Annotated in this window: 28 protein-coding genes; all 28 read left to right on the forward strand. The window is 40.9% G+C overall.

The genetic code is table 11. The features are described from left to right. Positions 1-112 precede the first annotated feature (112 nt). A complete protein-coding gene (topA, locus tag JOC74_RS02405; RefSeq protein ID WP_053602796.1) occupies positions 113-2,188 on the forward strand; it encodes a type I DNA topoisomerase in 2,076 nt (691 codons plus the stop codon). A 70-nt stretch (positions 2,189-2,258) separates the two neighbouring features. Beyond that, positions 2,259-3,563, forward strand: coding sequence for an FADH(2)-oxidizing methylenetetrahydrofolate--tRNA-(uracil(54)-C(5))-methyltransferase TrmFO (gene trmFO / locus JOC74_RS02410; RefSeq protein WP_053602797.1), 1,305 nt, complete (start codon positions 2,259-2,261; stop codon positions 3,561-3,563). 62 nt (positions 3,564-3,625) lie between these two features. Beyond that, positions 3,626-4,528, forward strand: a complete 903-nt coding sequence (xerC, locus tag JOC74_RS02415) for a tyrosine recombinase XerC (RefSeq protein ID WP_053602798.1) — start codon at positions 3,626-3,628, stop codon at positions 4,526-4,528. Positions 4,529-4,546: 18 nt separating this feature from the next. Further along, positions 4,547-5,092 (forward strand): ATP-dependent protease subunit HslV, encoded by a 546-nt coding sequence (gene hslV / locus JOC74_RS02420; protein WP_053602799.1) that lies wholly within the window; start codon positions 4,547-4,549, stop codon positions 5,090-5,092. 19 nt (positions 5,093-5,111) lie between these two features. Further along, positions 5,112-6,512, forward strand: a complete 1,401-nt coding sequence (gene hslU, locus JOC74_RS02425; RefSeq protein WP_053602800.1) for an ATP-dependent protease ATPase subunit HslU — start codon at positions 5,112-5,114, stop codon at positions 6,510-6,512. 81 nt (positions 6,513-6,593) lie between these two features. Next, on the forward strand, positions 6,594-7,373 hold the full coding sequence (gene codY, locus JOC74_RS02430) for a GTP-sensing pleiotropic transcriptional regulator CodY (protein WP_053602801.1): 780 nt from the start codon (positions 6,594-6,596) through the stop codon (positions 7,371-7,373). 289 nt (positions 7,374-7,662) lie between these two features. Next, positions 7,663-8,055: a flagellar basal body rod protein FlgB gene (gene flgB / locus JOC74_RS02435; RefSeq protein ID WP_053602802.1), complete on the forward strand. Its 393-nt coding sequence runs from the start codon at positions 7,663-7,665 to the stop codon at positions 8,053-8,055. Beyond that, the gene (gene flgC, locus JOC74_RS02440) at positions 8,052-8,501 is read left to right on the forward strand and encodes a flagellar basal body rod protein FlgC (RefSeq protein ID WP_053602803.1); all 450 of its coding nucleotides are present in this window, start codon (positions 8,052-8,054) and stop codon (positions 8,499-8,501) included. The genes flgB and flgC overlap by 4 nt, the downstream gene beginning before the upstream one ends. Before the next feature lie 14 nt (positions 8,502-8,515). Continuing rightward, positions 8,516-8,821 carry a flagellar hook-basal body complex protein FliE gene (fliE, locus tag JOC74_RS02445; RefSeq protein WP_053602804.1) on the forward strand — a complete coding sequence of 102 codons (306 nt, stop codon included), beginning with the start codon at positions 8,516-8,518 and terminating at the stop codon, positions 8,819-8,821. A gap of 42 nt (positions 8,822-8,863) precedes the next feature. Next, positions 8,864-10,468 (forward strand): flagellar basal-body MS-ring/collar protein FliF, encoded by a 1,605-nt coding sequence (gene fliF, locus JOC74_RS02450; RefSeq protein ID WP_053605994.1) that lies wholly within the window; start codon positions 8,864-8,866, stop codon positions 10,466-10,468. Between the two features lie 11 nt (positions 10,469-10,479). Continuing rightward, the gene (fliG, locus tag JOC74_RS02455; protein WP_211086035.1) at positions 10,480-11,496 is read left to right on the forward strand and encodes a flagellar motor switch protein FliG; all 1,017 of its coding nucleotides are present in this window, start codon (positions 10,480-10,482) and stop codon (positions 11,494-11,496) included. Continuing rightward, positions 11,489-12,235, forward strand: a complete 747-nt coding sequence (gene fliH / locus JOC74_RS02460) for a flagellar assembly protein FliH (protein WP_376773322.1) — start codon at positions 11,489-11,491, stop codon at positions 12,233-12,235. The genes fliG and fliH overlap by 8 nt, the downstream gene beginning before the upstream one ends. After that, positions 12,232-13,548 (forward strand): flagellar protein export ATPase FliI, encoded by a 1,317-nt coding sequence (gene fliI / locus JOC74_RS02465; RefSeq protein ID WP_053602806.1) that lies wholly within the window; start codon positions 12,232-12,234, stop codon positions 13,546-13,548. Before fliH ends, fliI begins: the two co-directional genes overlap by 4 nt. Positions 13,549-13,550: 2 nt before the next feature. Then, a complete protein-coding gene (gene fliJ, locus JOC74_RS02470; RefSeq protein WP_053602807.1) occupies positions 13,551-13,994 on the forward strand; it encodes a flagellar export protein FliJ in 444 nt (147 codons plus the stop codon). Positions 13,995-14,005: 11 nt separating this feature from the next. Then, on the forward strand, positions 14,006-14,596 hold the full coding sequence (locus JOC74_RS02475; protein ID WP_053602808.1) for a MotE family protein: 591 nt from the start codon (positions 14,006-14,008) through the stop codon (positions 14,594-14,596). 11 nt (positions 14,597-14,607) lie between these two features. Next, positions 14,608-16,470: a flagellar hook-length control protein FliK gene (locus tag JOC74_RS02480; protein ID WP_053602809.1), complete on the forward strand. Its 1,863-nt coding sequence runs from the start codon at positions 14,608-14,610 to the stop codon at positions 16,468-16,470. Further along, positions 16,467-16,898 carry a flagellar hook assembly protein FlgD gene (gene flgD, locus JOC74_RS02485; protein ID WP_053602810.1) on the forward strand — a complete coding sequence of 144 codons (432 nt, stop codon included), beginning with the start codon at positions 16,467-16,469 and terminating at the stop codon, positions 16,896-16,898. Before JOC74_RS02480 ends, flgD begins: the two co-directional genes overlap by 4 nt. Positions 16,899-16,918: 20 nt before the next feature. After that, positions 16,919-17,704, forward strand: coding sequence for a flagellar basal body rod protein FlgG (flgG, locus tag JOC74_RS02490; RefSeq protein ID WP_053602811.1), 786 nt, complete (start codon positions 16,919-16,921; stop codon positions 17,702-17,704). A gap of 36 nt (positions 17,705-17,740) precedes the next feature. Further along, positions 17,741-17,962, forward strand: a complete 222-nt coding sequence (swrD, locus tag JOC74_RS02495; RefSeq protein ID WP_053602812.1) for a swarming motility protein SwrD — start codon at positions 17,741-17,743, stop codon at positions 17,960-17,962. Further along, the gene (locus tag JOC74_RS02500; RefSeq protein ID WP_053602813.1) at positions 17,955-18,353 is read left to right on the forward strand and encodes a flagellar basal body-associated FliL family protein; all 399 of its coding nucleotides are present in this window, start codon (positions 17,955-17,957) and stop codon (positions 18,351-18,353) included. Before swrD ends, JOC74_RS02500 begins: the two co-directional genes overlap by 8 nt. A 33-nt stretch (positions 18,354-18,386) precedes the next feature. Beyond that, on the forward strand, positions 18,387-19,385 hold the full coding sequence (gene fliM, locus JOC74_RS02505) for a flagellar motor switch protein FliM (RefSeq protein ID WP_053602814.1): 999 nt from the start codon (positions 18,387-18,389) through the stop codon (positions 19,383-19,385). Then, the gene (gene fliY / locus JOC74_RS02510) at positions 19,375-20,484 is read left to right on the forward strand and encodes a flagellar motor switch phosphatase FliY (RefSeq protein ID WP_053602815.1); all 1,110 of its coding nucleotides are present in this window, start codon (positions 19,375-19,377) and stop codon (positions 20,482-20,484) included. Before fliM ends, fliY begins: the two co-directional genes overlap by 11 nt. Positions 20,485-20,722: 238 nt before the next feature. Further along, on the forward strand, positions 20,723-21,085 hold the full coding sequence (gene cheY, locus JOC74_RS02515; protein ID WP_053602816.1) for a chemotaxis protein CheY: 363 nt from the start codon (positions 20,723-20,725) through the stop codon (positions 21,083-21,085). Between the two features lie 33 nt (positions 21,086-21,118). Further along, a complete protein-coding gene (fliZ, locus tag JOC74_RS02520; protein WP_053605996.1) occupies positions 21,119-21,751 on the forward strand; it encodes a flagella biosynthesis regulatory protein FliZ in 633 nt (210 codons plus the stop codon). Further along, on the forward strand, positions 21,744-22,409 hold the full coding sequence (gene fliP / locus JOC74_RS02525) for a flagellar type III secretion system pore protein FliP (protein WP_211086036.1): 666 nt from the start codon (positions 21,744-21,746) through the stop codon (positions 22,407-22,409). Before fliZ ends, fliP begins: the two co-directional genes overlap by 8 nt. Positions 22,410-22,425: 16 nt before the next feature. Next, the gene (fliQ, locus tag JOC74_RS02530) at positions 22,426-22,695 is read left to right on the forward strand and encodes a flagellar biosynthesis protein FliQ (RefSeq protein WP_053602818.1); all 270 of its coding nucleotides are present in this window, start codon (positions 22,426-22,428) and stop codon (positions 22,693-22,695) included. Positions 22,696-22,699: 4 nt separating this feature from the next. Next, on the forward strand, positions 22,700-23,479 hold the full coding sequence (fliR, locus tag JOC74_RS02535) for a flagellar biosynthetic protein FliR (RefSeq protein ID WP_053602819.1): 780 nt from the start codon (positions 22,700-22,702) through the stop codon (positions 23,477-23,479). Then, complete coding sequence (gene flhB, locus JOC74_RS02540) at positions 23,473-24,549, forward strand: flagellar biosynthesis protein FlhB (RefSeq protein ID WP_053602820.1); 1,077 nt, start codon at positions 23,473-23,475, stop codon at positions 24,547-24,549. The genes fliR and flhB overlap by 7 nt, the downstream gene beginning before the upstream one ends. The last annotated feature ends 6 nt before the right edge of the window (positions 24,550-24,555 follow it).

Genomic DNA, 24,555 nt, shown 5'->3' on the forward strand with positions numbered 1-24,555 from the left:
GTATGGAAAATAAAAATATTCCTTCTTGTTTGATCAACTGGCGAGCAAGAATAAAATATCGAATATTGATTGATATAAAAAGAGAGAGTTACCTCTTGAGGGGGATTATGCAATGTCAGATTATCTAGTCATAGTGGAGTCGCCGGCAAAGGCGAAAACCATCGAAAGATACCTAGGGAAAAAATATAAGGTTCGCGCATCTATGGGTCACGTCAGAGATTTGCCAAAAAGCCAAATGGGTGTTGATATTGAAAAAAACTTTGAGCCCAGATATATTACAATACGTGGAAAAGGGCCGGTTTTGAAAGACTTAAAAAGCGCTGCAAAAAAAGCAAAAAAGATTTTTCTTGCAGCTGACCCGGATCGAGAAGGGGAAGCCATTGCCTGGCATCTTGCACAAAGCTTGGACATCGATGTGACATCGGATTGCCGTGTCGTTTTTAATGAAATTACGAAAGACGCCATCAAGGAATCGTTCAAGCATCCAAGAATGATTAATATGGATTTAGTGGATGCCCAGCAGGCCCGACGAATTTTAGACAGGCTGGTCGGCTATAAAATAAGCCCAATATTATGGAAAAAAGTAAAAAAGGGTTTAAGCGCCGGAAGAGTACAATCAGTCGCGTTAAGGCTGGTCATTGACCGGGAAAAAGAAATCAACAACTTTAAACCGGAAGAATATTGGACAATTGAAGGCTCTTTTCTAAAAGGAAAAGAAACGTTTGAAGCCGGATTTTACGGAGAAAACGGCAAAAAAGCCAAATTGAGCAGCGAAGAAGATGTAAAAAAAATTCTCGCAAAAATCAATGGAAAACAGTTTCAGGTTGAAAATGTCACCAAAAAAGAAAGAAAGCGCAATCCCGCTTTGCCGTTTACTACGTCAACCATTCAGCAGGAGGCAGCGAGAAAGCTGAATTTCAGGGCCAGAAAAACGATGATGATCGCTCAGCAGCTTTATGAAGGGATCGATCTTGGAAAAGAAGGGACAGTCGGTCTGATTACATATATGAGAACCGACTCAACCCGAATTTCTGCAACAGCTGCAGAAGAAGCTGCAGGATTCATAAGCAGCGCCTACGGAAAAGAGTATCTTTCCCAAAAGAAGAAGCCTGCGAAGCAAAATGAAAATGCACAGGATGCCCATGAAGCTATCCGGCCAACTTCTACATTAAAAAAACCGGCCGATTTAAAGGATGTGCTATCAAGAGATCAGCTCAGGTTATATCGTCTCATTTGGGAACGTTTTGTGGCAAGCCAAATGGCACCAGCTGTATTGGATACGATGACCGTAGATTTGTTAAATAACGGTGTGCAATTCCGCGCAAATGGCAGCAAGGTGAAATTTCCGGGATTCATGAAGGTTTACGTGGAAGGTAAGGATGACCAGCTCGAAGAAAAGGATCGGATTTTGCCTGATCTAAACATCGGGGACACTGTTCTTTCAAAAGATATCGAACCAGCACAGCATTTTACCCAGCCGCCTCCAAGATACACAGAGGCAAGATTGGTAAAAACCCTTGAGGAGCTGGGAATCGGCAGGCCGTCTACCTATGCCCCTACACTGGATACGATTCAGAGAAGAGGCTACGTTACTCTTGATAATAAACGTTTCGTTCCGACAGAGCTCGGCGGTATCGTCTTGGAATTGATCATGGAGTTTTTCCCTGAAATTATTAATGTAGAGTTTACCGCGAAAATGGAAAAAGATCTCGATGGTGTTGAAGACGGCAACACGGAATGGGTGAAAATTATTGATTCATTCTATACTGAGTTTTCCAAGCGCGTTATAAAGGCGGAAGCCGAAATGCAGGAGGTTGAAATCAAACCTGAGTATGCTGGAGTAGATTGTGATCTCTGCGGCAGCGAGATGGTTTATAAAATGGGCCGCTACGGAAAGTTCATGGCTTGCTCGAATTTTCCTGACTGCCGAAACACAAAGCCGATAGTGAAAGAAATCGGCGTTAAGTGCCCTAAGTGTAATAAAGGCAATATCGTAGAGCGAAAATCAAAGAAACGCCGGATATTTTACGGCTGTGATCGCTATCCGGAATGTGATTTCGTTTCATGGGATAAACCACTTGAACGCAAATGCCCGAAATGCCAGGAAATGCTTGTCGAGAAAAAGCTGAAAAAAGGGGTTCAAGTTCAGTGTGTCAATTGCGATTATAAGGAAGAACAACAGAAGTAACGGTGAGCTGAGAATTTGCTCACCTTCTTTTTGTGAAGTCAAAGAATAGTTATAATAGGAGTGAACCATCATGGGTAAGACAGTAAAAGTAATAGGAGCAGGTTTGGCAGGAAGTGAAGCGGCGTGGCAGCTTGCAAATCGCGGGATGCATGTCGAGCTTTATGAAATGAGGCCGGTGAAAAAAACTCCCGCTCACCACACCGATAAGTTTGCCGAGCTTGTCTGCAGCAATTCGTTAAGAGCGAATAGTCTAACTAATGCAGTTGGCGTATTAAAGGAAGAAATGAGAATGCTTAATTCATTAATCATTGCTGCTGCTGATGAATGCGCGGTTCCTGCAGGAGGAGCATTAGCTGTGGACCGGCACGAATTTGCCGAAAAAGTAACTTCAAGCATAAGAAATCACCCTAACATTACGGTGTTTCAAGATGAAGTAACCTCTATTCCTGATGAACCGGCGATTATCGCTACAGGTCCTTTGACTTCAGAAGCGCTTTCAGCCCAATTAAAGGAGTTAACAGGTGAGGAATATCTTTATTTTTATGATGCAGCTGCGCCAATTGTAGAAAAGGACAGCCTGGATTTAGACAAAGTGTACTTAAAATCCCGCTACGACAAAGGAGAAGCTGCGTACTTAAATTGCCCGATGACTGAAGAGGAATTCGATCGCTTTTACAATGCGCTGATCGAAGCTGAAACAGTTCCGTTAAAAGAGTTTGAGAAGGAAATCTTTTTTGAAGGATGTATGCCAATTGAAGTGATGGCAAAACGCGGCAAACGAACGATGCTGTTTGGCCCGATGAAACCTGTAGGCCTTGAAAATCCAAAAACAGGGAAACGTCCATACGCTGTTGTCCAGCTTAGGCAGGATGACGCTGCTGGAACTCTTTACAATATTGTCGGATTCCAGACACATTTGAAGTGGGGCGATCAAAAAGAAATATTGCGCCTCATTCCCGGACTCGAACAAGCAGAAATTGTAAGATATGGCGTTATGCACAGAAATACGTTTATCAATTCACCCAGCCTTATGAAAGCAACCTATCAATTCCGTGAAAGAGAAGATTTGTTCTTTGCGGGCCAAATGACTGGGGTTGAAGGCTATGTTGAATCTGCAGCTGCGGGACTTGTGGCTGGAATTAACTGCTCTCGGCTTGCGGCTGAAAAAGATCAGATTGTATTTCCGACAGAAACCGTTATCGGCAGCATGGCCAATTACATTACGACAACCAACAAGAAAAATTTTCAACCGATGAACGCTAACTTTGGATTGCTTAAAGAGTTGGAAGTAAAAATCAAGAACAAACAGGAGCGTAATGAACAATACGCTAACCGTGCATTGGAAACAATTCGCAAAATTTCGAAAACGTTATAGTAATTAATTGCATCCTCAATAGATAATGTGATACCATTTAAAAGCCTTAAAGAGGTGGATTTATGAATAGTCAAGAGAATTGTATTGATTTATTCCTTGAATATTTGCAAATTGAAAAAAATTATTCTCAGCTTACTGTTGAGAGTTACAAGGCTGCGCTCGAAGAGTTTTTCATTTTTATTAATAACGAAGGCATTGAACAGTTTGAAAGGGTAACGTATCAGGATATTCGTATCTATTTGACGAATGCATACAAAAAAAAGCTTTCACGTAAAACAATAGCGAAAAAAATATCAGCGTTGCGCAGCTTTTATAGATTTCTGCTGCGTGAAAGGCTTGTGCATGAGAATCCTTTTCAATTGGTCAGCCTTCCAAAACAGGATAAAAGAATTCCAAAATTTCTTTATAGTCAAGAACTCGAAGAACTATTTCATTTATCTGATGAGAGCACTCCAAGCGGGCAGAGGGACCAGGCTCTTTTAGAGCTTTTATACGGAACCGGTATACGTGTCAGCGAATGCTGTTCACTTAAGCTTTCGGACATTGATTTGTCTCTGGGTACCGTGCTTGTTTATGGGAAAGGAAAAAAGCAAAGATATATTCCGATTGGTTCCTATGCCCAGGGTGCTTTGGAGCTTTATCTTTCACAAGGCAGGCAGCAGCTTTTGTCAAAAGGCAAGGATGAGCATTCCTTTGTATTCGCCAATCAAAAGGGAGGCCCATTAACGAGCCGCGGTGTTCGCTATATATTAACCGCTTTAATCAAAAAGGCTTCAGGTACATTACATATACATCCGCACATGTTCAGGCATACATTCGCTACCCATCTATTAAATGAAGGTGCAGACTTGAGAAGCGTTCAGGAGCTATTGGGACATTCGAGCCTCTCTTCCACTCAAGTGTATACGCATGTGTCAAAAGATCAATTGAGAAACTCTTATATGTCTCATCACCCAAGAGCATAAAAAAGGGAGGGCTTATAGATGAATTCATCTTTTCACGCAACAACAATATTTGCCATTCAGCATGAGGGGAAATGTGCGATGGCCGGTGATGGCCAGGTTACTTTCGGTCAAGCGGTCGTTATGAAGCATACAGCAAGAAAAGTAAGAAAGCTTTTTAATGGAAACGTCTTAGCGGGCTTTGCCGGATCAGTGGCTGATGCCTTTACCCTTTTTGAAATGTTTGAATTAAAGCTTGAAGAATTCAACGGGAACCTGCGCAGAGCATCTGTGGAGCTTGCTAAGGAATGGCGAAGCGACAAAGTTCTCAGGAGGCTGGAAGCCATGCTGATCGTGATGAACAAGGAGCATTTGCTTCTAGTTTCCGGAACTGGTGAGGTTATCGAACCCGATGATGGCATCCTTGCGATTGGATCTGGAGGAAACTATGCTCTTTCAGCGGGAAGAGCGTTGAAAAAATACGCACATGATACGATGGAAGCTAAGGAGATTGCAAGAGCTGCACTTGAGGTAGCCGGGGAAATTTGCGTATACACGAATGATCAAATCATTCTTGAAGAGCTTTGATAAGGGAGGGAATCGTTTTATGGAAAAGAGAACACTAACCCCTAGGCAAATCGTAGAACGGCTTGATCAATATGTAATCGGACAGCTGGAAGCAAAAAAGGCTGTAGCCGTTGCTTTGCGAAACAGGTATAGAAGAAGCAAGCTTTCTGAAGATATTCGTGATGAAATCGTTCCAAAAAATATATTAATGATTGGTCCTACCGGTGTCGGAAAGACGGAAATCGCAAGGCGCATTGCCAAGCTGGTTGGTTCCCCGTTTATAAAAGTTGAAGCTACAAAATTTACAGAAGTGGGTTATGTAGGCAGAGATGTGGAATCAATGGTCCGTGATTTAATTGAAACGTCCGTGCGGCTTGTGAAGGAAGAGAAAATGCAAGAGGTTAAAGGTGCTGCAGAAGAAAACGCCAATAAACGGCTTGTTCGCCTACTTGTTCCGGGTAAGAAAAAGCAATCAAATGTCAAGAATCCTTTTGAAATGCTGTTTGGCGGAGCTCAAGGACAGCAAAATGAAGAAAATGAAGGCGCGGAAGAAGAAAATATTGAAAATAACCGCAAAAGAATTGCCCATCAGCTTGCAATGGGAGAGCTTGAGGATCATTATGTTACCATTGAAGTAGAGGAGCAACAGCCTTCGATGTTTGATATGCTTCAAGGCTCAGGGATGGAGCAGATGGGCATGAATATGCAGGATGCCTTAAGCAATCTTATGCCTAAAAAGAAAAAACGCCGCAAGCTGACGGTCAAGGAAGCCAGAAAGGTGTTAATCAACGAGGAAGCAGCAAAGCTGATTGACATGGATGAAGTAAGCCAAGAGGCTGTATTTAAGGCGGAACAATCAGGAATTATTTTTATCGATGAAATTGACAAGGTTGCCAAAAAAAGCGGAGGGTCTTCAGCTGATGTTTCAAGAGAAGGCGTACAGCGTGATATACTCCCGATCGTAGAGGGTTCAACTGTTATGACAAAATACGGACCGGTTAAGACGGATCACGTGCTTTTCATCGCAGCGGGCGCATTTCACATGGCAAAGCCTTCAGATTTGATCCCGGAACTTCAAGGGCGTTTTCCAATTCGCGTTGAGTTGAAAAAGCTGACGATAGAAGATTTTGTAAAAATATTAATCGAGCCCGATAATGCGCTTCTTAAGCAGTATCAAGCATTATTGGAAACAGAAGGTATATCTCTTGAATTTTCTGACGATGCTATTCGTAAGATCGCGGAGATTGCTTTTCACGTGAACCAAGACACCGATAATATCGGTGCAAGAAGGCTTCATACGATTCTTGAACGATTATTAGAGGAATTGTCCTATGAAGCGCCGGATATAACGCTTGAGAAAATTGTGATTACTCCTCAATATGTAGAGGAGAAATTGGGCGAAATCGCCAAAAATAAAGATTTAAGCCAATTTATTTTATAAGATGATTCATCCAACAATAGCGCACATCACCTATTAATTGGAGCCGATAAATTTTAAAAGCACTTTAGGAGGAACAATGAAATGGCATTATTAGAAAAAACAAGAAAAATTAATTCTATGCTGCAAGAAAGAGCTGGAAGACAAGTGAATTTCAAAGAAATGTCTGAGACGTTAATGGACGTCATCCTTGCGAATGTTTTTGTTCTAAGCAGGAAAGGGAAGCTGCTTGGATATTCTATTAACGAGCAAATTGAAAATGACAGAATGAAAAAAATGCTCGAAGACCGGCAATTTCCTGAAGCATATACAAAAAGTTTGTTTGCTATTTCGGAAACATCATCAAATTTAGATATTAACAGCGAGTATACAGCATTTCCAGTTGAAAATAAAGATCTATTTCAAGCTGGGTTAACGACCGTAGTCCCTATCGTCGGCGGCGGAGAACGTCTTGGTACGCTCATTCTATCCCGACTGCAGGATCAATTTGAAGACGATGATTTAATTCTAGCAGAATATGGAGCCACAGTAGTAGGGATGGAGATCCTCAGAGAAAAAGCTGAGGAAATTGAAGTGGAAGCTAGAAGCAAGGCAGTTGTACAGATGGCAATTAGTTCATTATCATACAGTGAGTTAGAAGCCATTGAACATATCTTTGAAGAGCTGGACGGTAACGAAGGACTGCTTGTCGCAAGCAAAATTGCTGATCGTGTGGGAATCACGCGTTCTGTTATTGTAAATGCGCTTAGAAAGCTAGAAAGTGCCGGAGTTATTGAATCAAGATCTCTTGGTATGAAAGGAACGTATATAAAAGTCCTTAATAATAAATTCCTAGTCGAATTAGAAAATTTAAAATCCCATTAAGCGCGAATTGTAATTGAGTCGATAAAAATACCAGAATCCATCTGGTGTTTTTATTGGCTTTTTTTTTTTGGGGAAAAGCAATAAGATTTCAGAAAATAGAGAAAAGAAAAAAATATAGTCCTAAACATCCATGATAAAAGTCCTATTTTTAAAATAGATACATCATACGACTTTTTTTTACACAAACTTCATAGACTTTTAGCCTAATTTTACATACAATATTCATATAGTTTTACAATTCTCGACAAGGATAATTTCTATTTAGATGCAAAGATTGGAGGTTTTGGCAGTGGATTTATTTTCGGGATCGATTCACTCACTCGAAAATGCCTTAAACAGAGCGGATGTTAAGCAAAAAGTCATATCTGAAAATATAGCTAATGTAGACACTCCGAACTATAAATCGAAAGAGGTTTCCTTTTCAAATATTCTTAAAAATGAATCGGAAAAACTAAATGCCTTAAAAACTAACGAAAGACATCTTGATTTTTTGAATTCTGGACTGAATTATTCAATTGTTACTAAAAGTAAAGGTACATATCAGCAAAATGGCAACAATGTGGACATTGATCAAGAAATGTCCAAGCTTGCCCAAAATCAAATCGAGTATCAGGCGCTGGTTGATCGGCTAAGCGGAAAGTTTAATTCGCTTAAGACAGCCATAACAGGAGGAAAAGCATGACAATATTTAACCAAATGAACATTTCGGCTTCGGCTTTAACGGCGCAGCGAGTCAGAATGGACGTGATTTCCTCAAATTTGTCCAATGCCGATTCAACGAGAGCAAAGATGGTTGATGGGGAATGGCAACCTTATCGCAGAAAAATGGTCGAAACAGAAGCTAAGGGTGAATCGTTCTCGTCTGTATTGAATTCCGCGATGAAGAACAATCAAGCCGGTGGAGGAGTAAGGGTCAGCGGCATTACAGAGGACGAAACGCCATTTAAAGAAATTTATGACCCGTCTCATCCTGATGCGAATGATGAAGGATACGTTCAGCTTCCTAACGTCGATCCTCTTAAGGAAATGGTCGATTTGATGAGCAGCACCAGGTCCTATGAAGCGAATGTAACAGCTATGAATGCCACAAAAGGAATGTTAATGAAGGCATTAGAAATCGGAAAGTAAGGTGAATAAGCAATATGATAAACCAAGTTTCTCCATTTCAACTACAATCAATTGGACAAAGTCATGGAGCAGCCCCCCATTCGAATATACAGTCAACGAAAACCAGTTTTGCAGATATGCTCAAATCATCTATTGAAGAAGTAAATCAATCACAGGCAGAATCTGATAAACTGACAAATGCACTTGCACAAGGGCAAAATGTAAATCTCGATGAAGTGATGATCGCAGCTCAAAAATCAAACATAACGCTGACCGCTGCTACAGAATTTCGAAATAAAGCGATTGAAGCTTATCAAGAAATGATGAGGATGCAAATGTAATGGCGGGAGATTACGAATCAAGAACTAGTGCAATATCGGGGGATCAGTATGAATGTGAAGAAGATAACAAACAAAATAAATGATATATGGATGAAGTATACAAAAACGCAAAAGAGATTAGTAATCGGTGGAATCGCAGCTGTAATTATTATAATTCTACTCGCCGTTATTTTTTTTTCGAAAGAGAATCTGGTGCCGCTGTATAAGGATTTGACTGCAGAAGAAACAGGACAAATCAAGCAAACATTGGATGAAAAAGGGGTCATCTCCGAGCTCGATGCAAACGGTACGGTGATTAAAGTACCTGCGGATCGTGTAGATTCATTGAAGGTTGAACTAGCAGCAGAAGGGGTTCCGAAAAGCGGAGAAATTGATTACTCCTTTTTTGGCCAAAGTGTTGGCTTCGGAATGACAGATAATGAATTTGAAGTGTTGAAAGTCGATGCAATGCAAACGGAGCTGTCTAATCTTATTAATACGATTAATGGAGTGAAGAGCAGTAAGGTATTGATAAATCTCCCCCAGGAAACTGTGTTTGTAGGAGAAAAAGCACCTTCCGCGTCAGCATCTATCGTTCTTGAGCTTGAAGGTGCTAATACCCTGGACCAGCAGCAAATTAATGGGTTATATCACCTCGCTTCAAAAAGCGTTCCGAATTTGCAGCCCGAGAATATTGTTATCATGGATCAAAATTTTACATATTATGACCAAAACGAACAAGGCTCTGAATACGCTTCAGATAACTTTTCCTCTCAACAAAAAATAAAAGCCCAAGTAGAGAAAGATATTGGCAGACAAGTTCAATCGCTTCTTGGCACGATGATGGGACAGAACAAAGTAGTTGTATCTGTCACAACCGATATCGATTTTACAAAAGAAAGCAGAAAAGAAGATCTTGTTGAGCCGGTGGATAAAGAAAATATGGAAGGTATAGCAGTCAGTGCCGAACGTGTAACAGAAACGTATACAGGTGAAGGTGCACAAGCTGGCGGAGTGAACGGCACAGGGGAAGATGATATAACAAATTATAATGAGGCAGCTGGCGGGTCCGGAAATGGCGATTATGAAAAAAATGAAGAACGGATCAACAATGAGGTTAACCGAGTACATAAAGAAATCGTAGAAAGCCCGTATAAAATAAGAGACTTAGGCATTCAAGTAATGGTTGAGCCGCCGGATCCAAAGAATGTTCAATCCTTGACGTCTGACAGAGAAGATGACATTAGGCAAATTCTCTCGACCATTGTTACTACGTCAATTAATAAAGATATAGAGAGCCAGCCCCTTACCCAGAATGAGATTGACAATAAGATCGTCGTATCCGTCCAGCCGTTTGATGGGAAAATCGAATCAACTCCTCCTGAAACAACAAGCGGAGGCATTCCAATTTGGATCTATGCCGCAGTTGGCGCTCTGCTGCTCATTGTTATTTTACTACTCATTTTGCTCATCCGTAGGAAAAAGAATGACAGTGAAAATGAAGAAGAGGAGATTGTCTTCGAAAGACAAGAGCCAATATTTGTCGAAGACGTCAATGACGAAAAAGAATCAGAAGAAAGTGTACGGAGAAAACAGCTGGAGAAAATGGCAAAAGAAAAACCGGAAGAATTTGCGAAATTGCTTCGCGGATGGCTTGCTGAAGAGTAGGGGGAATCGAAATGGCGAAAAGAGAACAAAAAAAACTGAACGGCAAACAAAAAGCAGCCATTTTAATGATTTCCTTAGGTTTAGATGTTTCAGCAAATGTGTACAAACATTTAACCGAAGAAGAAATAGAGAAATTAACGTTGGAAATCTCAAGTGTTCGATCGGTTGGTACGAATAAAAAACAAGATGTAATTGAAGAGTTCCATGAAATTGCGATTGCACAGGATTACATTACCCAAGGAGGCATTGATTATGCCAGACAGGTTCTCGAAAAAGCCTTAGGGGAAGAAAAAGCTGGAAGTATAATTAATCGGCTGACCTCTTCACTACAAGTCAAACCTTTTGACTTCGCCCGTAAGGCAGAACCTTCGCAAATCTTGAATTTTATCCAGCATGAGCACCATCAAACAATTGCGTTAATTCTGTCGTATCTTGATCCGGTCCAGTCAGGACAGATTCTGTCGGAATTACATCCGGAGGTACAAGCTGAAGTAGCAAGAAGAATAGCCGTCATGGATCGGACGTCTCCGGAAATTATCAACGAGGTTGAACAAATTCTAGAGAGAAAGCTCTCGTCTACCTTTACCCAAGATTATACACAAACCGGGGGAATCGAGGCTGTTGTTGATGTGTTAAACGGTGTGGACCGAAGCACGGAAAAAACGATTCTTGATTCTCTTGAGGTTCAAGATCCAGAACTTGCTGAAGAAATTAAGAAAAGAATGTTTGTCTTTGAGGACATCGTAACCCTGGACAGCCGAGCGATTCAACGCGTTATTCGAGATGTCGAAAATGAAGATTTGCTTCTCTCGCTAAAAGTCGCAAGTGAAGAGGTGAAGGAAATCGTCTTTAGCAACATGTCTCAGCGGATGGTGGAGACATTTAAAGAAGATATAGAAATTATGGGGCCTGTTCGATTGAGAGATGTTGAGGAAGCCCAATCAAGAATTGTCAGCATTATACGCAAGCTGGAAGAATCAGGAGATATTGTCATAGCCCGAGGCGGAGGGGATGATATTATTGTCTAAAGTGATAAAGCAAGCTGTTTCAAATCATAAACGAACCCTTTCACTTCAAAAGATTGAATGGAATGTGGCGGAAGACCATTTATATGAGGAATCAATAGATGAAATACCGGATGCCAAATCAGCAGAGATCCTGATTGCTGAAGCAAAGGCAGAGGCAGAAAGGATTACAGCCGAAGCGCGAGCTGAATTAGAGAAAGAACGGCAAGCATGGTCAAGCGAAAAAGAGAAGCTTATTCAATCTGCGAGGCAAGAAGGATATGATTGCGGCTTGGAGCTCGGGAAAAAGGAAGCAGAAAATAAATATTCCAGTTTAATAGAAAAGGCAAATAAAATTTCTAATGCTGCAAGAGCTGATTATGAAGAAAAGCTGGAAGGAGCGCAGGAGGAAATTATCAATCTTGCCGTCGCACTTGCCAAAAAGGTTTGGAACCAAAAAGAAGACGATCAAGAGGAATTTCAATCTTTAGTCTCCCAAGTGATTAACGACTTAAAGGAATACGAAAATATTTCAATATTTATCGATGCAAAATACGTGGAGTACGTGTATGAACTTAAACAGGAGCTCATTCACTGCCTTCCGCACCATTGCCATCTGAATATTTATGCTGATACGGAAGCATCAAAAGGAACGTGTTACATTGAAACAGACTTTGGCAGAATCGATGCCAGCATTGATACGCAATTGAATGAATTAAAAGCAAAATTGCTTGAATTGATTCAGGCAGGTGGAGAATATTGAACACTGCCAGAATCGCTGAATTTATTAATAGCGTCGATTCGTATAAAAGGTACGGCAAGGTAAAAAAAGTCGTAGGCTTGATGATCGAATCAAAAGGACCTGTAAGTTCAATAGGTGACGTATGCTTGATCCATGGACAGAAAGGCGTTCATAACCCAGTCAAGGCAGAAGTTGTCGGTTTCAGAGATGAATATATTTTGCTGATGCCCTATCTGCCGGTAGCCAATATTGCACCGGGCAGCATAGTGGAATCGACAGGAAGCCCTTTAAAGGTGAAGGTTGGACAGAGTTTAAAAGGCTTGGTTTTAAATGCATTTGGAGAACCACTGGATGAAAGCTTGCTGCCAAAAGGATTATCCCAGGTGCAGATTGATCAAGAACCTCCTAATCCAATGAACCGTCCTCCGATCGATGAAAAAATGACGGTGGGCGTAAAAGCGATTGACGGACTGTTAACGATTGGAAAAGGACAAAGGGTTGGAATTTTTGCCGGAAGCGGTGTTGGAAAGAGTACGCTAATCGGAATGATCGCAAAGCAGACGACAGCAGATATCAATGTCATTGCGTTAGTTGGAGAAAGAGGACGCGAAGTAAGAGAATTCATTGATAAAGAGCTCGGATCTGACGGGCTAAAGCGATCTATCGTCGTAGCAGCTACTTCGGATCAGCCCGCTTTAATGAGATTGAAAGCTGCATATACGGCTACGTCAATTGCTGAATTTTTTCGAGATCAAGGAAAAAACGTCATGCTGATCATGGATTCTGTGACGAGAGTGGCGATGGCTCAGCGGGAAATTGGTTTGGCTGCAGGAGAACCGCCTGCAACGAAGGGATATACACCTTCTGTGTTCGCTATTTTACCCCGTCTCTTAGAAAGAACTGGAATGGATAAAAAGGGTTCCATCACTGCTTTTTATACCGTTTTGGTCGATGGAGATGATCTGAATGAGCCGATCTCGGACACGGTTAGGGGGATACTGGACGGCCATATCGTCTTGGACAGGGAATTAGCCAATAAGGGCCAGTTTCCTGCGATACATATTTTAAAAAGCGTAAGCCGAGTTATGAATAATATCGTTTCAAGAGAGCACAAGGAAGCAGCATCCCGGTTTAGAAACCTGCTTTCTGTCTATCAAAACAATGAAGATTTAATCACTATCGGAGCTTATAAACCCGGTTCGTCAAAAGAAATAGATGAGGCGATTCATTTTCAGCCCAAGCTGATTTCTTTTTTGAAACAAGGAATAGATGGCACTTCTTCTATGGAAGAAAGTATTTCTGCTCTTTTAAAACTGAAAAGAAATGAGGTCTGATGATGGCGTTTGCGTATAAATTTCAAAAGCTGTTTGTGCTAAAAGAAAATGAGAAGAATCAATCCTTTGCTATGTATCAAAAATCAGTGGATGATTTTGAAAAAGCCGCTGAAAAGTTATATGAAAATATGAAGCTGAAGGAAGAGCTGGAAAAAAGCAAAGACAATAAACTCCAAAATGGCATGAGTATTCAAGAAATGAGGCATTATCAACGTTTTTGCACTAATCTTGAAACGACTATTTTTCATTACCAACAGCTCGTCTTAGCGAAAAGAAACCATATGAATGAAAAACAAGAGGAACTGACAGAAATTTCAATGGAATTGAAGAAGTATGAAAAAATGAAAGAAAAACAAAAGTTAAGCTTTCTTACTCAAGAAAATGCCGTTCAAATAAAGGAAATGGACGAATTATCAATGAAACAATTTATGTTTCAAGGAAGCTAGAGGGAGCTCCAATGTCTGCCAAAAAGAAAGAAAGCGGAAAATTCCAATGGTTTCTATTTGTCATTCTTATTCCGCTAGTGTTTGCTGTTGTGTTATCGATTGTCCTTCTTCAATTGTTAAACGTGGATCTGTCAGCACCGCTGCAAAATACAGCCAGTAAACTTCCGGTAGTAAAGGAGCTGATCACAGATAAGAAACCAGCTGATAAATCTGCTGCACCAAAAAATGATGAAGAGAAGCAAAAACTAAAAAAAACAATTGAAGACCAAACGAAACAGCTGTCAATTTTAGAAAGTGATTTGAAGACCAGCCAGGATGAAATTGACAGGTTGAATCAAAAAATCCGATCGATGGAAAATCTTGATCAAAAAAATGATAATGAACCTTCAGATGAAGCGAATGAAAGCAGTGAAGAGGATAAGCTTGTTACTATTTATGAATCGATGACTGGAAGCAAAGCAGCTAAGATATTAGCAGAATTGAACGATGAAGAAGCCTTGAACATTTTAAAGAAGATGAGTAATAAAAAACTAACAGAAATACTGTCACAAATGAAGCCTGAAGATGCGGCTCGTTTTACAACAAAGCTCTCTGAAAACTAAAGAGAATGGAGGTGGATGAGATCAAACTTCTTGATGTTGTGCTGTCCAATGCAAGAAATGGACAAAAAACGAGTGATTCAAGCAGAAGCAGTCCGGAGATCTTTCAGCAATTGCTATCCGCACAAATAGGCGGGCAGATTGCTCAGGAACCTGCAATTGAAAACATTGCGGAGCAAAAATTTCAAGATTTGGGGAGAATGCTCTCTTTTTTACTAAACGGAAATAGAATTCAACCAGATCAGCTGCAGGAGGTATCTCGCACAAAGGATTCACTTTCCACCGAAACGAACAACAACTATCGTGCGATACCAGACATTTTTCACAAGCTTCCAGCGCTGGATGAGAAAAGCAGCCAACAATTAGATAGTGAAGCTGATTTTACAGAGAAAAGTGAAAACTTGGAGCACCTATTAACGGGTTTGAGCCAGCATGATTTCCAGGTATTATCCCGATTGTTTGAAAGATTAGCAGCAAGCCCTGAGCTGCTCGGCATTCAAGCACTACCCGGCAAAGACACACGAACTGAGGATCAGCCATTGATGCAGCCTTTTGAACCGAACACGAGAACAGCGGACAACATTCGGCAGGACAACGAAATAATATCCGGGCTGAATGAAAGCTGGGAAGAAAATCAGGACAATACAATTCGCGCGATGTCTGGCGATACTTCCGGTGCATTAGGGCAATTATTTCAGCAAGTTGCAATGCCAGATATTTCTCAGCAAGACGTAAAGCAGCTTTCTCAATTGTTTGCTGGTTTAGCGGATCTTCAAATAAAACCTGAACATTTAGAGAACCAGTCCATTCAGCCGATGAAACAGCAGAGTAATCCTATCAAAGGGAATATCAGGATGGAAGCAAAAGCGTTTTTACAGATTTTTTCATCATTCTTTAAGCATATTATTCGATCAGATAGTGCTGGGATAAGTACAGAAAATGGATTTTTGGGAAAAAGAATTCAAGCGGATGGTCAGCCACTTCTTTGGTCAGAACAAGCAGTACAAGAAGTGCAGCAACCTGATTCATTGACAAAGACAACAAGTGAAAGCAATGAAAAGGCAACTTCGGCAGATAGTTCCTTACGTGAATTAAAGCTAAAAAGCTCAGAAGTTCAGCTTTCGCAGAGTGAAACAGATGTCATAGCAAAGCTGCTGTCTTCAATCAATGGAGAAAAAAAGGAAACGGAATGGAAAACGAATACCGCCTCCCAAGCAGTGCTGTTGGATGAAAAAAGCGAAGGAAAAGCCAGCAAGCTGCCTTTGAGCTTTCCCCTTAACCATCAGTTTCTTGGCAAATCCGGTACAGCAGAAACCGGAAAACATGCAGAAATAAAACCAAAAGCCGGTGATTTAGAAGAAAGCCAAGTCCAACCGGTACTTCAAATGAATAAAAGTGCAGAGGTGCAGCAAGCTGAACCAATTTCTCCTAAGAAACAAAAACCGGTTTTACCAGATCAAATTATCGTGGCTTGGAAAAAGGCGAAATTTACTCCTTTTGGGAAAATGACCGGGAGCTTTACGGTCCGTCTTCACCCGGAGCATCTTGGGCATCTCACAGTCAAAATTAATAATAAGCATGGGCTAATGACGGGTCGAATTATCGCTTCTTCCGATTCAGCAAAGGAATTGTTAGAGCATCACCTCCCATTGTTAAAACAGGCGCTGCCGAACATGCCGATGCAAATCGAACGGTTCTCCGTTCCTTTACAGGATGTAAGCCACCTGCAGTTAAATCAGCACAATGGAGAAGGTGAGAGACATTCCCGGCAAAGAGAGCATAAACGATTTGAAGACGAAGAAAATGAACCATTTCAACAATTTCTTGATGAGATGAAAATCGAATCAGTGGCCGAAGATAGGAGGGAGCAGCAATGAGCACAAACGCGATTGATTCAGATCTCTATTTATCGAATGCACCAGAAAGACAGTCGAAAGGTTCCAATTTAGGAAAAGATGATTTTTTAAAGATATTAATGGTTCAGCTGCAAAATCAAGATCCGTTAAAACCGCTTGAAGACAAAGATTTTATTGCGCAAATGGCTACCTTTTCTTCCTTGGAGCAAATGACCAATTTAAACAACTCGTTAACAAATTATTTATCCGGGCAGAACGCTATCTCATCCTATGCGGAATGGATAGGCAAAGAAGTCAGCTGGGAAACTGCACAGAACAATGGCGAAACGGCTGTAGAAACCGGTGTCGTTGAATCTGTAAAAAAAGCAAATAATGAATTTACGCTTGTCCTAAAAGGCCGAAAAGAAATTAAAGCTGCTTCTGTAGTCGCAATTACGAATCAAAATTAAAATATCGGGAGGAATTATACATGCTACGTTCACTATACTCTGGAGTAAGCGGAATGAAAAATTTCCAAACAAAATTGGATGTCATCGGAAACAATATCGCCAATGTCGGAACGACTGGGTTCAAAAAAAGCAGAGTGACTTTTCAAGATACCTTCAGCCAGCAGTTGGCGGGTGCCAAAGCCCCTGCTGGTGGCCAAGGGGGAACAAACGCTCAAGAAATCGGACTCGGTTCATCAATGGGCACTATCGATACGGTTCAGTCAGAAGGCGCTCCTCAGTTCACAGGGAGAAAGCTTGATATTGCAATAAGAGGCGAGGGGTATCTAACTGTTTCAGATGAAGAAGGGGAAACCTTCTATTCTAGAGCAGGAAATCTTTACCTCGATCAAGACAGCAGATTGGTTACAGCAGATGGCTTATATGTCAATGGAGTGAATGGTCCGATACCTCAAGATGCAACGAGTTTAACCATCGATGAATTTGGAACAGTCTCTTACTTAAATAATGAAAATCAAGTAGAGAATGCAGGACAAATTCAACTGGCGACATTTGCTAACAGCGAAGGATTAGAAAAAGCCGGCGGGAATTTGTATACTGCATCATTAAATTCAGGTAATCCCGATGTTGGTAACCCGGGTCAAAACGGAAAAGGGACAATCCAGCAAGGCTATCTTGAAATGTCCAATGTTGAGCTTTCAGATGAATTTACGGAAATGATTGTAGGGCAAAGGGGATTTCAAGCGAATTCCAAAATTATTACAACGTCAGATGAAATTTTACAGGAGCTTTTGAATCTCAAACGATAAGGAGGATGGGGGCTTAGCTTAGACTCCCGAAAAACCGTGATCAAAGTTACCCGTCTGAACGGAAAAATGTTTTCTCTTAATGCGTTATTTATTGAACAGATCGAATGTTTTCCTGATACTACGATTACCTTAACCAATGGGAAAAAATTTGTAGTAAAGGAGGATGAAGAAACGGTTTATTCCCTTATCAAAGCTTTTTACAAAGAGATACACATCCTTTCTTTAGATAAAGGAGAGAAGAGAGGCAGCAATGAATAAGAAATTGGTAAACGTTAGCGTGATCGTCATAGTAGCTATTGCAGCATTATGCACCGCGGCATTTTTGGTTCTGAAAAGCAGTTTAATCGAGGATTCGAACAAGGAACCGACGATTGACGAAGTACTGGAAGCCTCTGTCGATATCAATGATGTCATCACGAATTTACAGGGTGATTCTATCGTACGCATCTCGCTAAAATTAGAAACAGATTCAAAAAAAGCGAAAGAAAAGGACAGTACAATTGAGCTTCTTGCCAATCTGAAGGCTGATGAGATTGAAGGTGCAAAAGGGAAGGTCGCATTCAAAAATAAGCTGAAAGAAAAAGTGAATGCATATATGCGAGAAGGACAGATAACAAAGGTGTATATAACCTCCTTTAATCTTCAATAAGAAGGACAGATAAGGTACCAGGGAGGTGAGTAAATGGCAGGGGAAGTATTGTCCCAAAATGAAATTGATGCACTTTTGTCTGCGATATCAACTGGTGAAATGGATGCAGATGAACTAAAAAAAGAAGATACAGCAAAAAAGGTGAAAACATATGATTTTAAACGGGCTCTTCGATTTTCAAAGGATCAGATTCGAAGCTTAACCCGAATACACGAAAATTTTTCCCGGCTGCTCACGACATACTTTTCAGCTCAGCTTAGAACATACATAAATATTTCGGTCGGCTCTGTCGATCAAGTGCCTTATGAAGAATTTATTCGAAGCATTCCCAGTTTGACGATCTTAAATTTGTTTGAGGTTCGTCCGCTAGAAGGGAAAATCATGATGGAGGTTAATCCAACGATCGCCTATACGATGATGGACCGGGTCATGGGCGGAACCGGAATGGGCGGAAGTAAAAAAGATAGTTTAACAGAAATAGAGACAAAAATTATCTCGAATCTTTGTGAAAATTCGTTGGTTAATTATCGGGAAGCATGGGAACAGGTTGCCGAAATCAACCCCGAGATGACAGGGTTTGAAGTAAATCCTCAATTTGTTCAGATGGTATCTCCAAATGAAACGGTTGTTGTCATCTCACTCAATGCTCAAATTGGCAACATCAGCGGAGTGATCAACCTCTGCATCCCTCACGTGGTTTTGGAGCCGATTATACCTAAACTGTCCATGCATTATTGGATGCAATCCGAGCGAATTGAACCGAAGCCGGAAGAAACACACTCACTTAAAAAACAGATTATGGATGCTCACGTTCCTGTCGTCGCTCAACTAGGGACATCAGAATTAACGATTGAAGAATTTCTAAATCTTGAAATTGGAGATTGCATTACACTTGATCAATCCGTTACAGAGCCTCTCACTGTGAAGGTCGGTGAAAGACCAAAGTTTTTTGGACAAGCCGGCCGGGTGAATCGAAAAGTAGCCATTCAAATATTAGATCACGACATAAGAGGTGAAAAAATTGGAACATAATTCGTTATCTCAGGATGAAATTGATTCATTGCTCAATGGCACGAGCAGTTTAGAAGGTTATGAAGAATTGTCACCGATCGAGCAGGACGCCATCGGAGAAATCGGAAATATTTCATTCGGCAGTTCAGCCACCGCCTTATCAACACTGTTGAACCAGAAAGTGGAAATTACAACTCCTCATGTTTCGATTGTCCTAAAAAGCAAATTGAATGAGGAATTTCCCCATCCTTATGTAGCGATTGAAGTAAACTACACCGAAGGCTTCACCGGCAGCAATTTGTTAGTCATCAAGCAATCGGACGCTTCAATCATTGCCGATTTGATGATGGGTGGTGACGGAAACAATTCAGATGTTCCGTTGGATGATATTCATTTAAGCGCTGTTCAGGAAGCGATGAACCAGATGATGGGTTCAGCTGCTACATCCATGTCAACGGTTTTTAAAAAACGAGTTGACATCTCGCCACCACGTTTGAACTTACTCGATGTTAACCAGGGCGAGGGAACCGAAACCATTCCTGGAGAAGAAAAGCTGGTTAAAGTATCATTCAGGTTAACAGTTGGAAAGTTAATCGATTCAAACATCATGCAGGTGTCGCCGATCACGTTTGCTAAAGAATTTATCAATGAATTAATTGAACCTGCAAATAATAATGATGATCATTCCTCTGAATGTGTTTCTAAACCGGAGCCAGTTTTACACCCAGAGAATGAGCCGAAAGCAGTCCATTCGAAGCCGGCATCTTCTCTTCAAAAAGAGAAAAAATCGTCCGGACAGAGCGTGTCTCCAGTCGAATTTTCCGCTTTTGAAGATCGGACCCATGAAGGAACAAGCAAGACTAATAACCTGGATATGCTGTTGGATATTCCTTTATCAGTTACCGTGGAGCTTGGAAAGACTAAAAAAAGTGTAAAAGAAATATTAGAGCTTTCAGCAGGAAGCATTATCGAGCTTGATACGCTGGCCGGGGAGCCAGTTGACATTTTGGTTAATCAACGGATTGTAGCTAAAGGCGAAGTAGTCGTCATCGATGAAAATTTCGGAGTAAGAGTGACCGATATATTAAGCCAAAAAGAAAGAATCCATAAATTGAAATAAAGTGAACCTCAATCAGTAGGGGTTTCGACGCATAGGATGTGCTAGTGAAGGCGCCCGCACAGGACGCCTAAGCTTTTAGCCTTCGTACATTCATCTCCCACTGATTGTTAGGTGAAGCCAACCCTAGCTTTTACGGGCAGTTGATCCCCCACAGACTTCTGAGGGTGGCCTAAAGCCCCCGAGGTGGGGGACATACTGCCCGTTAATGCAGGATAATATTTTAAGAGGAGAGAACAAAATGGCATATAAAGTTTTAATCGTAGATGATGCAGCTTTTATGAGAATGATGATTAAAGACATTTTAGTGAAAAACGGCTTTGAAGTAGTAGGCGAGGCTGCGGACGGTGTACAAGCAGTAGATAAATATAAAGAATTATCGCCCGATCTTGTGACGATGGACATCACCATGCCTGAAATGGACGGAATAGCAGCTTTGAAAGAAATTAAACAAATTAATCCACAGGCCAAAGTGATTATGTGCTCAGCAATGGGGCAGCAGGCGATGGTAATTGACGCCATCCAAGCCGGAGCAAAGGATTTTATTGTGAAACCATTTCAAGCCGACCGGGTGCTCGAAGCGATTAATAAAACGTTAAGTTAGAAGGTGTAAAAGGTGGTTTCTTATAAATCTTTTATGTCAATCAGCTTTATCGTTTGTCTTCTATTCGCTTATCATGCATCTCCAGTTTCAGCTGCAGAAACTGGAGACGCCACTGTTGATGAATGGTTTCAGCAGCAAGATGAAGATAAGGTAAAACCGGTAGAAAACCGTAAGGAAGAAAAACAGAGCCCGCCTGTGAAACAACCGTCTGCTTCCGTATCAGCAATGGATTTTTTCCGAATGATTGGGGCTTTGCTTTTTGTTATCTTTCTTATTTATGCGGTCATTAAGCTGTTGAACAAACGGAACAAGATGATTCGGCCCTTTCAATATATTGAAAACCTCGGGGGAACCTCTCTCGGACAGAATCGATCGGTCCAGCTTATCAAAGTAGGAGAGAGAGTTATGGTTGTCGGCGTCGGGGAATCTATTCAATTATTAAAGGAAATTGAAAATGAAGAAGAACGAAAAGTTATTCTGGCTCAGCATGAGGAAACAGTCAATCGAAAAATTGAGTTGCCAAAATGGCTGGACCAGGTGAAAAGCAGTCATAAAAAAGTTTCTGAGCCAAAGAGCTCATTTGCAGATTCTCTAAAAAAGGAACTTAAGGAATTAAAGAATTTGCGTAAAGAAGGAATAAAGAAAGGCACGCATCACAATGAATGAATTTATTAATCTTTTTAATTCGAGTGATCCGGAACAAGTAAGCACATCAGTCAAGCTTCTGCTGCTTTTGACGGTTTTATCCGTAGCGCCCGGGATCTTAATTTTAATGACATGTTTCACGAGAATTGTAATCGTATTGTCATTTGTCAGAACATCACTGGCTACCCAATCGATGCCGCCCAACCAAGTATTGCTCGGGCTTGCACTGTTTATGACTTTCTTTATCATGGCTCCTACGTTTTCAGACATAAACGATCAAGCGTTAACGCCGTTATTGAATAATGAAATTGGCCTGGAAGAAGCCTATGGAAAGGCGGAAATGCCAATAAAAGAGTTTATGAGCAAGCATACGAGACAAAAGGATCTCGCCCTGTTTATGAATTATGCAAACATGGAACAGCCAGAGTCACTGGAAGACATCCCGCTAACAACGATGGTTCCTGCCTATGCCATTTCAGAGCTGAAAACTGCTTTTCAAATCGGTTTTATGGTCTTTATTCCTTTTTTAATCATTGATATGGTAGTTGCCAGCGTCCTTATGGCAATGGGGATGATGATGCTGCCGCCGGTAATCATTTCGCTTCCTTTTAAAATCCTTTTATTTGTTTTGGTAGACGGCTGGTATTTAATTGTGAAGTCATTATTACAAAGCTATTAGAATGGGTGTTTTCATTTTGAGTTCAGAATTTGTTATTTCTATCGCGGAAAAAGCAGTGTATATCACATTGCTGATCAGTGGCCCGGCTCTTGGTCTCGCTTTAGTTGTCGGGTTAGCGGTCAGCATTTTTCAGGCTACTACCCAGATCCAGGAGCAGACCCTTGCGTTCATACCAAAAATCGTCGCCGTATTAATCGGATTGGTGGTTTTCGGCCCTTGGATGCTTTCAACTATTCTATCGTTTACAACTGAACTTTTTTCTAATTTGAATCAATTTGTCAGGTAACGGCATGGGATCATTTATCGATTATTTTCCGGCTTTTTTGCTTGTTTTTATAAGAATCACAGCTTTCTTTGTTACTTTGCCTCTATTTTCATATCGAACGATACCTGCCGTTCATAAAGTAGGATTTGCCTTTTTTTTAGGAGTTGTCAGCTTCAGTACGTTGAATGATCCTCCTATATTAAAGGTTGATGGCTATTATTTTCTTTTACTTGGAAAAGAGATATTGGTTGGCTTACTTCTGGGGTTAATTGCATATATTATGCTTTCTGCCGTTCAAATCGCAGGTTCATTTATTGATTTTCAAATGGGCTTTGCGGTAGCGAACGTAATTGATCCGCAAACGGGGGCACAGAACCCTCTTGTCAGTCATTTTTTGTACACGATGGCTCTGATGTTTATGCTGAGCATTAATGCGCATCACATGCTGCTTGATGGTGTTTTTTACAGCTATCAGTACATACCTGTCGATCAGTTGATTTCTTTTTCCGGCGAAGGCCTGGCCGAATTTATCATGACGCGTTTCAATCAAATGTTTGTTATTTCATTTCAAATGTCAGCTCCTATCGTTGCCAGCTTGTTTCTTGTTGATCTGGCTCTAGGCATTGTGGCAAGAACTGTTCCGCAGCTGAACGTGTTTGTCGTCGGCCTGCCGTTAAAGATTGCTGTCAGCTTTATCATGTTGATTGTGTGTATGGGTGTATTATTCTATTCCGTTCAATTGCTGTTTGAGCAAATCATTCGGACAATGAGGGATTTATTGACGCTCTTTGGAGGAATATCATGATCCGATTGGATTTGCAATATTTTGCAGGTGAGAAAACCGAAAAAGCGACCCCGAAGAAGCAGCAGGAATCTAGAAAAAAGGGGCAAGTTGCCAAGAGTTCAGATGTGAACACTGCATTTTTGATCATTTTTCTCTTTTTGTCTTTAACCCTTGTCGGACCGTTTATGAGAGATCGGCTCATCGCATTAATCAAAAGCTTTTACACAGAAAAATTATTGTTTTCTCTTTCTTTGAACAATGTAAAACAATTATTTATCGATATGGTGACAGAGAGTGCATTGCTTCTTTTGCCGATTTTGGGCATCGCCTTTCTCGCTGGAATGGCCGGCAACATCATGCAAGTCGGGTTTCTGTTCTCAACTGAAGCGGTAAAACCGGACTTAAAAAAAATTGATCCGATCAGCGGATTTAAACGAGTTTACAGTTTACGGGCGATTGTTGAGTTATTGAAGTCGATCTTAAAAATTGCGATTATCGGTGTTGTTACATTCTCAGTCATTTGGGTTCATTTCGGTGAAATCATTCGGCTGCCCCTATTAACAGCTGAAGAGGCGCTTTCATTGCTTGGTAAATTAACATTGTATATGGGCCTTTTTGCAGGTGTTGCTCTAGCTTTTCTAGCTTTATTGGATTATTTGTATCAAAAATATGATTTTGAAAAAAATATCAGGATGTCCAAACAGGATATCAAAGACGAGTATAAAAAAACGGAGGGTGACCCTCTCATAAAATCCAAAATCAAGCAAAGGCAAAAAGAAATGACGATGAGAAGAATGATGCAAGAGGTGCCAAAAGCTGATGTCATCATTACAAATCCAACGCATTATGCCGTAGCTGTAAAATACGATGAATCCAAGAGGGATGCGCCTTTCGTAATAGCAAAGGGAGTTGACTCAATAGCCCTTAAGATTCGCCAAATCGCTAGTGAGCACGATGTAATGACAGTCGAGAATCGGCCGTTAGCCCGTGCGTTATACGATCAAGTAGAGCTTGACCATATTGTTCCCGAGCAATTTTTTAAAGCAATCGCTGAAATCCTCGCATACGTCTACAGGATCAAGAAAAAATAAGAATGA

Origin of the sequence: Bacillus capparidis (assembly GCF_017832095.1) — a bacterium.
In the GTDB taxonomy this organism is placed as follows: Bacteria; Bacillota; Bacilli; order Bacillales; family Bacillaceae; genus Bacillus; species Bacillus gobiensis.